The sequence below is a fragment of the Oleiharenicola lentus genome, from assembly GCF_051660365.1.
GTDB lineage: Bacteria > Verrucomicrobiota > Verrucomicrobiia > Opitutales > Opitutaceae > Lacunisphaera > Lacunisphaera lenta_A.
Window position 1 is genome coordinate 3409512 of the sequence record NZ_JBOZXB010000001.1, and the last position, 14186, is coordinate 3423697.

Annotated in this window: 9 protein-coding genes; 6 read left to right on the forward strand and 3 right to left on the reverse strand. The window is 57.6% G+C overall.

Features of this window, described 5'->3' with window-relative positions; all coding sequences use genetic code 11:
• Nucleotides 1-156 precede the first annotated feature (156 nt).
• Nucleotides 157-1038, reverse strand: a complete 882-nt coding sequence (locus tag ACRRQW_RS13265; protein ID WP_438481952.1) for a response regulator transcription factor — start codon at nucleotides 1036-1038, stop codon at nucleotides 157-159.
• A 374-nt stretch (nucleotides 1039-1412) separates the two neighbouring features.
• Here ACRRQW_RS13265 and ACRRQW_RS13270 point away from each other — a divergent pair, with 374 nt between their 5' ends.
• From ACRRQW_RS13270 to ACRRQW_RS13295, 6 genes are all read left to right on the forward strand, one after another.
• On the forward strand, nucleotides 1413-4190 hold the full coding sequence (locus ACRRQW_RS13270) for a chemotaxis protein CheB (protein ID WP_438481953.1): 2778 nt from the start codon (nucleotides 1413-1415) through the stop codon (nucleotides 4188-4190).
• Complete coding sequence (locus tag ACRRQW_RS13275) at nucleotides 4187-6316, forward strand: PAS domain S-box protein (RefSeq protein WP_438481954.1); 2130 nt, start codon at nucleotides 4187-4189, stop codon at nucleotides 6314-6316. Before ACRRQW_RS13270 ends, ACRRQW_RS13275 begins: the two co-directional genes overlap by 4 nt.
• A gap of 234 nt (nucleotides 6317-6550) precedes the next feature.
• Entirely contained in the window at nucleotides 6551-7258 is a 708-nt protein-coding gene (locus tag ACRRQW_RS13280) for a response regulator (protein WP_438481955.1), read from the forward strand.
• Between the two features lie 187 nt (nucleotides 7259-7445).
• Nucleotides 7446-8105 (forward strand): response regulator, encoded by a 660-nt coding sequence (locus tag ACRRQW_RS13285; protein ID WP_438481956.1) that lies wholly within the window; start codon nucleotides 7446-7448, stop codon nucleotides 8103-8105.
• Between the two features lie 99 nt (nucleotides 8106-8204).
• Entirely contained in the window at nucleotides 8205-9848 is a 1644-nt protein-coding gene (locus ACRRQW_RS13290) for an exosortase/archaeosortase family protein (protein ID WP_438481957.1), read from the forward strand.
• Nucleotides 9845-12451, forward strand: coding sequence for a hypothetical protein (locus ACRRQW_RS13295; protein WP_438481959.1), 2607 nt, complete (start codon nucleotides 9845-9847; stop codon nucleotides 12449-12451). Before ACRRQW_RS13290 ends, ACRRQW_RS13295 begins: the two co-directional genes overlap by 4 nt.
• On the opposite strand, the gene ACRRQW_RS13300 is transcribed toward ACRRQW_RS13295, so the two are convergent.
• The gene (locus tag ACRRQW_RS13300) at nucleotides 12432-13343 is read right to left on the reverse strand and encodes a glycosyltransferase family 2 protein (RefSeq protein ID WP_438481960.1); all 912 of its coding nucleotides are present in this window, start codon (nucleotides 13341-13343) and stop codon (nucleotides 12432-12434) included. The two genes, ACRRQW_RS13295 and ACRRQW_RS13300, sit on opposite strands and share 20 nt — an antisense overlap.
• A gap of 105 nt (nucleotides 13344-13448) precedes the next feature.
• A complete protein-coding gene (locus ACRRQW_RS13305) occupies nucleotides 13449-14153 on the reverse strand; it encodes a PEP-CTERM sorting domain-containing protein (RefSeq protein WP_438481961.1) in 705 nt (234 codons plus the stop codon).
• Nucleotides 14154-14186 lie beyond the last annotated feature (33 nt).

Here is a 14186-nt window from a genome sequence, read left to right on the forward strand (position 1 = left end):
TAAAAATCCGCAGGATATTGAACATTAATTAGAAACGCGTGTATTATGGACCAGAGCATGACGGAAAAATTCCGCCTGAAGTATGCTCTTTTTACCCCGAATCGAATACTCCTCTAAATAGAGGGAAGGGGTGGTGGCTTTACCCACTTTTGGCAGTTATTTGCCGCCCAACCAAAGTGCCATCAATGCCTGCCGACTCTTCACGCCGAAACGCGCGTAGAGTGCCGTTACGTATTTGTGCAACGTCGGCACTTTTTGACCAGTCGTGGCGGCAATTTGTTTTTCAGTCAGGCCAGTCAGCAGGCCTTGCAAGACTTGCTGCTCCATCGGGCTGAGCAATTTGTCCGCGACGAACAGGCCGTTGCCGAGAAAAAGACGGCGATGCAATTGCGGCGCGCCATGGATCGCCGCGCCAGCCAGTTTTATTTCGCGCTCGGTAAAAAATTTTCTCGGCGGCGAGCTTCTAAAACGATCGATCAAAAAAAACGATTCGTGGTCGGGGGTAAGTGGAAAGGACACCATCAGCCGGTCGACGATGCCCGCGTCGTGGTAATAACGCTGGTAATGGGGCGTCGTTTGGAATTTTGCGAAATCGAGGTAGGTGCGATCGCGGATGCTCACGGCGCGGAAATTTCCGCAGCCCGACATGGTCGCGTGACTGTCCATGCCGATGTGATCTTCTTTTTTCGCTTCGTGCGATCGCTCATAATACGTCGGGGTGAGTTTGCCGTAATGTTCGCTGTCGTAATATTCGGCGAGTTGCTTGCGATACGGCGGGGGATCGGGGCGCAGCGCGACGCGCGCGCGCAAACGCCAACCGAGAAATGCGTCGGCCTTCGCCGCTTCGCCTTGCAGGATGCGCACTCCCCCAATCCAGATGACATTGTCGGCATCGATGGTTTTGGCGATCCACTCTTGCAAATGAGTGAGCGCCGCATCGGTCTCGCTCGCCGGAAACGCCGCGAGGCGGTGCCAAAGTGCAACCGTGCTGTCGGGATGCTCGGCGAGATTTACGGGTGTCAGATCGGATTTTTTCAAAATGGTGCGCGGATCGGAAAGAGGAAAATTCCAATGGCGCTTCGGTGAATCACGCGGAAAACCAAACTGCAAGGAACGAGCGGAAAAAATTTGCGAACCGGAGGAGGCGGCCGTGACGGAGTTTTCCTAGCTGATCTTTGACGTTAGGTATCTTCCTTTGGGTGCTAACGGTGCTTTATTGGCAGATCGAAGCCGATTGAAAGGACCGATGCAGCACCACTGATAGCACACGGTGAAACGCGAAAATTTGCTTAACCGCGAAGGCCGAGCCGACGTTGGCTCTCTAATCGTTCAACCCTCTCGACACTTCCATAAAGATCAAATAAACTGCTTATCCTCGAACCGCTGAGCTCTTTAGCGGTCAAGGGTTGTTCTTGAAAAAATCTATTTCGCCGGGTTCGCGGAAACTCCACCGGCTTCGTGCTGCGGGCGAGAAGGCTTACGGGCAGACTTCCGGAAAGATAAGAAGCGCAGGCAGAAATTTTCCCCTTGTAGGCATTGGAGCTTCGGCTGGCGGACTCGAGGCGCTGACTGAATTTTTTCGCAACGTTCCCGATGATAGCGGAATGGCTTTCGTGGTAATCCAACACCTCGATCCGACGCAGAAAGGCATGATGCCGGAGTTGCTGCAGCGCGTTACTAAACTGAAAGTATTACAAGTGGTCGACCTCATGCGGGTGCACCCGAATTGCGTCTATGTGATTCCGCCCAATCGCGACATGTCCGTGTTGCACGGCATTCTGCATTTGATGATGCCAGTGGACGCGCGCGGCGTGCGGCTGCCGATTAATTCTTTTTTTCAATCGCTCGCGAAAGATCAGCGTGAGCGGGCGGTTGGCGTGGTGTTGTCAGGGATGGGCAGTGATGGCACGGCCGGGCTGTTGGAGATAAAAGAGAAATCCGGACTCACGCTCGTGCAGGAACCCGGCACGGCGAAGTTCGATGCGATGCCGCGCAGTGCGATTGCCGCAGGGCTCGCTGATATCGTCGCTCCGGCGGCTGAGTTGCCCGCGAAGCTTTTTGCTTACGTTAAAAATCGGCCCCGGTTGGCGGTGGTGACACCGTTGGCGGAAGAGGCTGTAAGCGGGGCGCTCGAAAAAATCATCATCTTGCTGCGGACCCACACCGGACACGATTTCACGCTGTATCGACGCAGCACGCTTGATCGGCGCATCGAACATCGGATGGGTATCCATCAGATCGTTGAGGTGAGTCATTATATTCGTTACCTTCAGGAGAATCCCCAGGAGGTCGGCATCCTCTTTAAGGAACTGTTGATTGGCGTGACGGGCTTTTTCCGCGATCCGGCGGCGTGGCAACAATTGGCGAAAAGTGCGTTGCCCGCGTTGATGTCCGGTCGTCCGGCCGGCACGCAATTGCGCGCCTGGGTCACGGGTTGTTCGACGGGAGAGGAAGCGTTTTCTCTGGCGATGGTGTTCATGGAAACCCTCAAGAAAAGTAAATCTCGAGGCACTCTGTCGCTGCAGATTTATGCGACCGATCTCGACAAGGACGCCATCGAAAAGGCCCGCGCCGGTCTGTTTTCGGAGGCAATTGCCGCGACGGTGTCACCCGTCCGGTTGGCGCGTTTCTTCATCAAGGAGTCGCACGGTTACCGCATAAAAAAGGAGATTCGTGCGATGGTCGTGTTTGCCCCGCAAAACCTGATCATGGATCCGCCTTTCACCAAGCTGGATATCCTTTGCTGCCGGAATTTGCTGATTTATCTGACACCGGTGTTGCAGAAGAAAATTCTGCCGCTCTTTCATTACGCGCTTAATCCGCGGGGAATTCTTTTCCTCGGGAGTTCTGAAAGTCTCGGCAGTTCTTCGCGGTTATTTACGCCGCTCGCCCAAAAAGAACGCATCTTTCGTAGAAATGACGCAGCGCGCCGCGAATCAGTCCATGATTTTCCGGCGGTGTTCAATGCCCTCACCCTGGCGTCACCGACGAACACGCCCGCGCCAAGCCACCGCCCCGTGGCCAACCTGCAGTCCCACGCCGATCACTTGGTGCAAACCCGTTTTTCACCACCGGCGGTGCTCGTTAATGATCAGGGCGATGTGCTTTATATCAGCGGACGAATCGGTCTCTATCTGGAGCCCGCTGCGGGCAAAGCGAACTGGAACGTCATCGCCATGGCGCGGGACGGCCTCCGCTACGAACTCGCGCGCGCGCTCCAACTGGTGCAGAAGAAGAAAGGCCCGCTTACGCTGCCGGGAATCAAAACCGATGCGGGCGACACGGCGCGCTGCGCAGACGTGACCGTGCAGCGGCTCCATGAACCCAAAGAACTGGCCGGCTTGATCCTTATCGTGTTCGCCGGAGTTCCTCTTCCCGCCGAAACAAAAGCCCTGGAAAAAATTTCCACCGGGCGCAGCCGTTCGCTGCCGCGCGATCATGCACGTGAACTCGCCCGCGCGCGCAAGGAAGTGCAATTGTGCCGCGAGGAGATGCAGAACTCGCAGGAGGAACAGCGCTCGCTGAACGAAGAACTGCAATCCACCAACGAGGAATTGCAGTCCACCAACGAAGAACTCACGACGTCGAAGGAAGAGATGCAGTCGCTCAACGAGGAGCTGCATACCGTCAATGCGGAACTCCACGCCAAGCTCGACGAGTTATCGAGCGCGCAGAACGACATGAAGAATCTCCTGAACAGCACCGACATCGCCACGCTGTTTCTGGACAACGTCCTGTGTGTGCGTAGATTTACGCTGCAAGCCAAGGCGCTCATAAAATTTATCGCGAGTGACGTGGGCCGTCCGATTACGGACCTGGCTTCGGATCTGATTTACCCAGCACTGGTCGCCGATGCGCACGAGGTCTTGCGCTCGCTGGTCGTGGTGGAGCGGATGATTGCCACGCACGATGGGCGGTGGTTTGGCGTGCGCATCATGCCATATCGGACCACCGACAATCGGATTGATGGGTTAGTGATCACGTTTGCCGATATCACCGAGGCAAAAAAGACCGAGGTCAGGTTGCGCGAGCAACGCGACACCTTGTCCAGTCGCGTCGAGACGCAGGAAAAGGCCTTGCACCAAGCGGCGCGCGGACTGGCGCAGAGCGGCCCAGGCCAGCCCGCGCGTCGGCGCGGCACGCAAGTCCGTCCGAAGCCCGTCGCAATCACGCGAAAGAAGACCGCATGAAGCCGCGCGCGCCGGCTATTTCCCGTGAGGAAGCGTTGCGCTGGCGCGCGGAAGAATCCTTTGGAATCCAGTTGGCGAAGTTGGAGTTTGCGAGCGCTGATGCCCAGCGGCTGGTGCAGGAATTGCAGATCCAGCAGATCGAGTTGGAGCTGCAAAATGAGGATCTGTTGCACGCAAACGCCGAGGTGGAAGCGGGCTTGGCGAAATACACCGACCTTTACGATTTTGCGCCAGTGGGTTACTTCACGCTTTCGCCCCAAGCGGTGATTCAAATGGTCAACCTCACCGGTGCCGGACTGGCGGGAACCGATCGTTCCCGACTGGTGGGACGTTCATTTTCGATGCTCCTTCGCTCGACGCAGAGAGCGGCATTTGTCGGGTTTCTGCGGAAGGTGTTTGAAGGACCGGTGAAACAAGCCGGGGAGTTCGAATTGTGTGTCCGGGAACAGCCGCCGAAATGGGTGAACATCGAAGCCCAGTGTTTGCCTAGCGGGTTGGGCTGTCGCATGGCGGTGACTGATATCACTGCGCGCAAGCAAGCGGAGGATCACCTGCGCACGTCGGAGGTGCGTTACCGCCGGCTGTTCGAAGCGGCGCACGACGGGGTTCTGCTCCTCGATCCGCTCACGCGGAAAATCACGGATGCGAATCCATTCATGATTAAACTGCTGGGTTATTCGCGGCCTCAACTGGTGGGGAAGGAATTGTTCGAGATTGGCTTGTTGCGCGATGCCGCCGCCAGCCGGGCGATGTTTGAGCAGCTGAAAGTTAACCGCCAGCTACGCTACGACTATTTGCCGCTCGAAACCCAAGACGGTCGGCACCGGGAGGTCGAGGTCGTGGCCAATCTCTACGCGGAAAATGGCCATACGGTAATCCAGTGCAATATTCGCGACATCACGGTGCGCAAAAAAGCGGAGGAAGTGCTGCGTCGCAACGAAGCGCTGTTCTCCGCGTTGATCGAGCAGGCCCCGGTCGGGGTGTATGTGGTCGATGATGAATTCCGGCTGCAACAGGTGAACCCCCGGGCGCAGCGGGTGTTCGCTGGCGTGCATCCGTTGATCGGTCGCGACTTTGCGGAGGTTCACCGGTCGATTTGGACACGGCGGGTTTCTGATCCGATCGTTAAGCTATTCCGCCAAACATTAAAAACCGGCGTCCCGTATAAATCCCCTAAATTTTCTGAGCATCGGCTCGATACCGGCAAAGAGGAAATTTATGAATGGCAGATTCAGCGCGTGACGCTACCGGCCGGTGAGTATGGCGTCGTCGCGTTCTTCAACGACATCACCGAGCGCACGCGAGCGGAAGCCGCCCAACGCCGGTTGGATGTGTTGACTGCGACCAACGTTAAGATGCGACGCGAGATCATGCGGCGGCAAGTGGTTGAGTCTGCGTTGCGGAAGAGCGAGCAAAGCGGTCGGTTGATGCTGGTAGAAGCGCGCCAACTGCAGGAAAGGCTGCGCCATTTATCTCACCAAATCCTGCTCGTGCAGGAACAGGAGCGAAAAAAAATCAGCCGCGAACTTCACGATGACATTAGCCAGGTCCTGGTGGGAATTGTGATGCAGCTCTCCAATTTTGCCCGAGCAGCGGAGGTGCGGCCCGAGAGAATCCGAAAATCCATCGTTCCTCTGCAACGTCTGGTGGAAAAGTCGCTGGAGATTGTCGCCCGCTTTGCCCGCGAGTTGCGCCCGTCGCTGCTCGATGATTTCGGGCTGGTGCCCGCGCTCCAGTATTACATCGATAATTTTCCCGACCGCAGAAACCTGCGTATTGAATTCAAAGCCACGGGCCGTTTTAACGCCCTCGATAATGACTGTCGGATCGTCCTCTACCGCGTGGTGCAGGAAGCGCTGGTGAATGTCCGCAAACATGCGCAGGCGACCGTTGCGCAGGTCACATTGCACAAGCGCCCCGGCATGGTTCATTTGGAAATCGCGGATAATGGGAAATCTTTTGATGTGGCCCGTCTGACCTCTCCAAAGTGGAATCGCCGCCTTGGACTTATTGGGATGAGAGAACGTGTAGAAATGTTTAATGGTCGCTTCCGGATCGAATCCATTGTCGGCAAGGGGACGAAGGTTCGCGCCACCATGCCGCTCCATAAAGTTAAGTCTCAATGATGTGCTAAGCAGCGGGTTGTAATATATATCGTGCCTTAGTAGATGGTTCAAAGATGAGGTTTGTTGAGTAGTGATGTGGTAGGCCGGATATACTCTTAGGGGATGGCCTGATGGCACCGCGTTGTAAAATAGTGTAAATTAACGGCCTTCGATGACTACTTATTCACCGTTCTCCCTGATGGCAGGAAATTTTCCATCCATCGCCAATGTGCGCTTCGAAAAGGAGCGCTGCTTGTGAAAACCAAAGTTTATGTGGTTGATGACCACGCGATGGTGCGCCGAGGACTCGCTGCCATGATCGGACTCGAGCCCGATATGGAGTTTATCGGCGAAGCTGCTGACTGTGCCGCTGCCACGGCAGAGTTGGGTAAATTGCGTCCAAATGTAGTCGTGGTGGATATTTCCCTGCGCGGAAACAGCGGAATTGAACTCATTAAAAACATCAAAGTGATCGACCCAGCGATTCGTGTGGTCGTGCTCTCCGTGCACGACGAAACCACTTATGCGCTGCGCGCGTTGAAGGCCGGCGCGAAAGCCTACGTGATGAAGATGGACGCGGGCAGTAAGGTCATCGACGCCATTCGCAAGGTGAGCAAAGGGCAGATGTATATCAGCGAGGATGTCGGCAGTCAGATGTTCAATCGACTCGCCCAAGGCCAGCACGAGGGCGATTCGCCAGTAGCCGGGTTGAGCGATCGCGAACTCGAAGTGGTTAACCTGATCGGCGCGGGCTATGCCACGCGTGAGATCGCCGCGCGCCTGCACATGGGAATCAAGACGGTTGAGACGCATCGGGCCCACATTAAAGCGAAGATCAATCTTACGAGTGGCACCAAGCTCGTGCAGTTCTGCATCCGTTGGGTCGAGGAAAGCAAACGGCTGTCGCTCGCGCCCGCACCGATGGAAAATATCTTGGAAACCATGCGAGTGCGCGAAGCCTGAAAAAGCCGGTGCACGCGGCTGCTCAGGTAATGCATTAGCTCGGGGTCGGGGTGAAACGCGCCAACGTTGACCAGATGCCCCGATAGTGTGTCCACCGACGAGGTGTTATCCTTCGCCGGATGAAAAAAATCAGTCAGGCAGAATTTAGCTCTGCTCACTTCATGCATCGGGCGAGGGGTTTTCCTCTTTGAAGACCCGCATTTTTATCGTCGATGATCACGCTTTGGTAAGGCGCGGTCTCGCTGCCATGATCGCACTGGAGTCCGACCTCGAGCTATGTGGCGAAGCAGAGGATTGCGCGACCGCCACGAGCGAAATTGAGCGACTCAAACCCGACCTTGTCATCGTGGACATTTCCTTGCGTGGAAATAATGGCATCGAGCTGATTAAGAATATCAAAATCCTTGATCCCCGGACTCAAGTGGTGGTGTTGTCCGTGCACGACGAGTCCGTGTATGCATTGCGGGCCTTAAAGGCCGGCGCAAAAGCCTATGTCATGAAACAGGACGTCAGTTACAAAGTGATTGAGGCCGTGAGAAAAGTTCTCAGCGGGCAGATTTACGTGAGTGAGGCGGTTTCGGTGCAGATGCTCGATCGCCTAATCAAGGGCCCCGAACACTTTTCGGAATCCCCGGTGGCAGTGTTGAGCGATCGCGAACTGGAAATTGTGACACTGATCGGCTCCGGTCTGGGCACGCGGGAAATCGCGGGCCGACTCCACGTAAGTGTGAAGACCGTGGAGACCCATCGTGGGCATATCAAGTCGAAGGTTAATCTTCGCACCGCGAATGAACTCGTGCAGTTCAGTGTGCGTTGGGTGGAAGAGAGCAAACGAGAGCTTGCTTAAAGAGAGGCGCTTCGTCCTCCACGAGAGGATGGGCGCATCAGGGTTTGCCTGAGGTTGGCGCGCTGGCGGGTTCGCTCGTGGCGAAGTAGATTGCGGTGAATGGACTCCACCAGCGAATCAGAAAAACCGGATGCGGCCCAACATTGGCCGCGAAAATTAAGCGAGCTTGGTCGATTCGCATGGCTGCCTGCATTGACGATGCTGGGTGTGCTCTGGCTGCTTATTTTCAACCAGCAGCGCCTCGAGTGGACCGTAAATGTCGTGTATGCCTACGGTTGGGCGGTGCCAATCATGGCGCTTTACTTATTGTTCGAGCGCTGGCGTTCGCGCCCGATTGCGCTGACGCCCGCCGCAGTGTCAGCGGTGGGGTGGCTGGTTCTTGCGGGCGTTTTGCTCGCGGCGTATTTGCCGGTGCGGGTAATTCAAGAAGCCAATCCCGATTGGGTGAAAATCAATTGGAGCCTGGCCGCACTTGGAGTGGGACTCAGCCTCATGGCGTTCACCGCCATCGGCGGCTTGCGTTACGCGCTGCATTTTATTTTTCCGCAGCTGTTTTGCTTCACGGCCTTGCCGTGGCCGGTGTGGATGGAAACTTTTCTCGTGCAGGAGCTCATGCGCGGCAACGCCGCGGTCTGCGCGGAATTGCTCACGTGGTCGGGCACCCCGGCGCTTGCCGAAGGGAACTTGATTCAGGTCGCGGATCGCTGGGTCAACGTGGAGGAGGCGTGCAGCGGCATTCGTTCGCTGCAAACGGCCTTCATGATGTCGCTTTTCCTCGGTGAACTCCATCGGCTTTCCTGGCTGCGGCGCGTCGGACTCGTCGCGGCGTCGTTCGCCCTCGCGTTTTTGATCAACCTGTTGCGCACGCTGTTGCTCACGCACCTCACCGCCACTGAAGGGCTCGCAGAAAAGTGGCACGATACCATCGGCGTCGTGGCGATGATCGGATGCCTCGTCGCGTTGTGGGGGCTTTCCGAGTGGTTTCGTCCGCAGCGAATCGCGTCCGGAGCCGGCGAAGTGGTGCGCGATTCTAATCCAGAATTGCGGCGTGCGCCGTGGCCACGCTGGTTCGCAGTCGCCGGCCTTCTCTGGCTGGTCGGCGCGGAGGGGCTGACGCACGCGTGGTATGGCTGGCACGAAAGCAAAGTGCCGCCCGCGTTGGCGTGGTCAGTGGAGTGGCCGGAAAAAGCGCCGCAGTTTGCGCATGGCAAATTCGCGGAACGCACGCTGGCACTTTTGAAATTCAACGAGGGCGCCACCGCGTCGTGGCAGGCGGAAGGAGTTTATCCATGGCAGATGTATGCGCTGCATTGGAATCCCGGGCGCGTCTCTAAATTTCTCTCGAGCGCGCATTATCCCACGGTGTGTTTGCCGGCGACCGGGCTTACGCTGGTGGGCGACTTGGGGGGCTGGTCGTGTGAGGTAAATGGGCTGCGGATTCCATTCTCCACGTATCTTTTCAGTCAGGGTGGCCGCGACGTGTATGTGTTTCACGCCATCATCGAAGACCGGCCCATTTCCAGCGTGGCGGAATCTTCCTACCGGCAGGTGGATTCGTCGGAGCGGCTGCGCTCTGTCATGCAAGGTGAGCGCAATCTCGGACAGCACGTCATCGGCATCGCGCTGCTCGCGGCGACCTCGTCCGACGAAGCGCGCGAGGTGGTCGTGCGCGTGTTGCAAGGCGTGATTCAAACCGGGCCCGGCGGGTCACTGGCGTCACTTTCAACCCCGAAGAATTTATGAAAAAGAAACTTAAACGCTGGCAGCGCTGGGTCGCGGGCAGCCTGGTTGCCCTGGCACTACTCGGTGGCGGCTACGTGACGACGCGGCACTACGCGTGGCCTGCCGTTAAGGCGCACCGTCTTGATACCATGAATCGTGACGCGCGCGCCTTTTTGGTGAGCGGAGATTTTGCCAACGCGATTCTTACGGCGCGCAAAAGCCTGAAGTCCACCACCGTCAATCCGGAGGCTTGGCGCATCGCGGTCGAAGCGTCCAAAGCCCGGGCGCAACCCGACGCGATTTACTATCAGGAAAACCTCTGTCACATCGAACCCACGACCGAGAATTACCTGGAGTTGATGCGCCTCGCGCTGCAGTTCTCGGCGATCAATTACGCGATCGATGCGATCAAGGTAATCGGGGAAGGCGCGCGGGAGAACCCGGAGTTCCACCGACTGGCCGCGCAAGCTTACGTGCAAAGCGGGCAGTTGCTCTCCGCAAAATTCCATCTGGTGGCGCTCACGCAATTACAGCCCGCCGATCTCACGGCGCAACTGGATCTCGTGGAACTGGAACTTGCGCGCGATCCCGCCCGCGAGGATGAGTCGGCGCGCGCGAAGTTGCGCACGCTTTCGGAGCAGCCCGAGCTACGAAGGCGCGCGCTGACTTTGCTGCTGCGTGATCATGTGACGGGTAACGTCTCTCCCGGCGCTAGAAAAATTGTGCAAGAACTCCAAAGCCAGTCCGACCTGACGCTGGCCGAGAGATTGTTGATCATTGAGGGCTTGTTCCTGGTCGGCTCACCCGACGCGACCGCCGCACTGACCGGCTTGAAAGCCGAAGCGGCGGCAGCGCCCGGGGACGTCGCGCGGTTGGTTGATTTTCTCGTGCGATCGAATCGCACCGCGACCGTTATGCCCTGGTTCGCGACCCTGCCGGAAACCACGCAGGCGAACGAATACGTGCAGCTCCAAGTGGCGGAAGCGTTGCTCCGAATGCGCGATTATGAGCGGTTGGAAGTCTTGCTGCGCGGTAGCAAATGGCCGCAGCGCGATTACCTGCGTGCGGCGCTGCTCGCCTATAGCTACCGTCAGCAAGATCGCAGGGCAGATTTTGCCGGGGCCTGGAAACTTGCCCTTGCCGGCACTGCAGCCGACATGAGCAAAGCCCTTGCCTTGCTGGCGCGCGTGGACGGTTGGCGTTGGGCGCAGGAACGCCACGATGTCGTCTGGAAAATTTTCGCCCTCGTTCCCGAGAACCAGTCGGTGCAGGAAATTCTTGTCCTGTGGGAAAAGCGCCAGGGGAATACGGTGAATCTCAACCGCTTGTTCAATCGGCTCGTCGAAGTGCACCCTGCCAACGAGATTGCCCGAAATAATTTTGCTTACACCAGCTTGTTGCTCGATGCGAACCTGGCTCGGGTCAACTTGCTCGCGGCCGACCTCGCGAAAACCCATCCGGATAATCCGAATTTTGCGACGACGTATGCGCTCGCACTCTACAAACAAGGGCGCGTGGCCGATGCGCTCGCGCAACTGGACCGCCTTGCACCAAGCGAAAAATCTGAGCCTGTGCGTCGCGTGCTGCGTGCATTGTGCATGGCCACATTGGGTGACGTGGCGGGCGCGGACGATTTGGTGGATGGCTTGGCTAGCGCTGATTTCCTGCCGGAGGAGAAGAAATTGTTACTCGGTGTCCACACCGCGATCGCCCAGTCATTGCGTGAAAGTGGCAATCGTTCGCGTCTGCTCGCGATGCAACAAGGCCCGGCCGGTGGTGTGGAAAGGCCCGGCTGGCTTTTACTCCTGACGCCTGAGGCGCGAAGCACCGCCACGCCGGATATGCGACTGGCGGACACGCTTTATGGTGCGGGAAATGCGGTGGAGCTGCGCTTGTTTTTAAACACCCAGAAATGGCGTGAGCACGACTACCTGCGCGCCGCATTACTCGCGTGGGCCTCCCGGCAAGAAAACGATCTGCGCCAGAGCGACCAAGAATGGCGGCAAGCCTTGGCATCGGCCGATCGCGTGCCGGCACGTTTGCAAGACCTGCGCGCATTGACCACGCAATGGGAATGGCGGGCGGAGCAAATCGCCGTGCTCAATTTATTGTTCGAGCGGGAGGCAGGGAATCAGGTCTTGCTCGCCGAATTGCTCGACTACTACCGCAGCACGCGGCGCACTTCGGAACTGGTGCGCGTGCTCGGAGTGCATTTAAAAGACAACTCGGTGACAGGCGACGCGGCGGTGGCTTACGCTTACTACTGCCTGCTGATCGATTCCAATCTCACCCGCGCGCACGTGGTGGCGCAGCAACAATTCGCCGCCATGCCGACGGATCGCGCGCGTCGGCTGGTGTATGCGTTTTCACTCTGGAAGCAGCGACGGGCAGCTGAAGCCCTGGCGTTATTGCCGGAGGAGAAGATTACGCTCGAAACAGAAGCCGTGCCGGCTGCGTTGTTGCGCGCGGTGATCTTAATGGAGCTGGGCAACCGCGACGCGGCGCGGGCCAGTCTGGCGAACTTCGATCCGAAAGCCGCCTTGCCCGAAGAAGCAGAACTGGCGGAGAAAATCTCCCGCCAGTTGCTCGCTTCAACCGGGGCAATTACGCTCCCACGGATCTGACGAGCGGCACGCCGGCGACAGACCGTGGAGCGGGCAGGCGGAGCTCGGCCGCCTTGGCCACTGACATGAACTCATACACAGCATGGAGCCGCGCGAAGTAAAAGCCGCGCGCTCCGTCAAGGAAACCGCGTTGCACGAGATAGACGTAAAGAAAACGCAGCGTCGGGCGGAAAGGCAGCCGTCTCGACCAAAGCTTCAACCGACGGCGCAAACTGGCGGCGGTGGATTGCAGCGGACGGTCGGCGGAAGGATTCCGGTCGGCTGATTCCAGTTCCATATCGAGTCGCGCTTCCCAATTGGAGTAGCGGTTATGCTTTTCCATGAAGACGTCGATCGAGGGGAACGCATAGTGATCCATCTGGCAGCTCAGTTTGCCGGTGAGGCCCTCGACAAAGATGTGCTCGTGCACCTCGTTGTCGCCACTGTGAGTCGCGCCGCGGACAAGCTGTTCGTAGCGGCCCACGCGATGGCGGAAAAGACGGAGGTTCCAGTTTGGATAGTAAGCGTGACGGAGCCAGCCGCCCATAAACATAAAACGACGGTTGATCCAAAAACCGGTGTGGCCCGCACCGTCGAGTTCGACGATGGTGCCGATTTCGCCGGCGGATGACGGCGGCATCACTTCATCGGCATCGAGGATCAAGACCCACTCGTGACTGAAGGGGAGGTTTTCGAGGGCCCAGTTTTTTTTCTTCGGCCAGATGCCGTTGAAATCAAATTGCACAACCTTGGCCCCGGCTGCGGTGGCGATGGCGACAGAGTCATCGGAGCTGTGGGAATCCACGACGAAGATTTCGTCGGCCCAGGCAACGGAAGCGAGACAACGGGCGAGATTAGCCGACTCATTGCGAATCGGAATGAGAACGGAAACGGAAATTTTTGACGGATTCATGACGAGGGATTCAGGCGTGAGGTGCAAAACCGCCGCGACTTAACGGATCGCGGCGGAATCATTTTTACACTGCTACGCCAGCGGGGTGACTGGCGCGGCACGGAATCAAGCAGCCAGCGCGAGGGGCGAGTTGCTTTTGTTGCGGCGACGGCGCAGAGCGACAATGCCACCGAGCGCAACGACACCTGCGAGAGCGTAGGTGGAAGGTTCTGGCACCGGCGTGGCCAGGAACTGGAACTGAATCGCGGCCGTCGTGGACGAACCATCGAACAGCGTGCCTTGGTTGTTGGACACGACCGAGGCATAACCGTAGTTGGAGCCGTTGATCATGACCGAACCGAAGAACTGCTGCGGAACGATCATGTAGTTGACCCCGGTCAGGCCGTTGGGCGACGTGAAGGGCGAGAGACTCAGAGTATAGTTCTGAGTAAGATCGTAACTACCGTTGCCATCGAAATCAGTCTCAATCGCGACTGCCAGGGCGGAGAAATAATTCTGCGGCGTGATGGTCGAATTGAAGATGAAGTTCGTTGTCGTGAGCGTGCCCGTGTTCAGCGTTACCATGGACGGTCCGGTGATCGGATCGTAGGTGATATTGAATTGGGACGCCAGTGGCGTGCCGGTCGTAATGACCTGGTTGATGTTGGTGCTGCCATTGTTGGTCACGGAATTGTTGATGCCGCCGACGAACGGGCCGAAAGTGGCGCGTTGGCTGACGTTCACCATCAATTGCGCGTGAGCGACAATCGCAGAAAAGGCCAACCCGAGGGTGGCCGTGAGGAGCAACTTGGACTTTAGTCTGAGTTTCATTTTGTGTTTAGTGTTCTTGAAGGGGGCCACGCG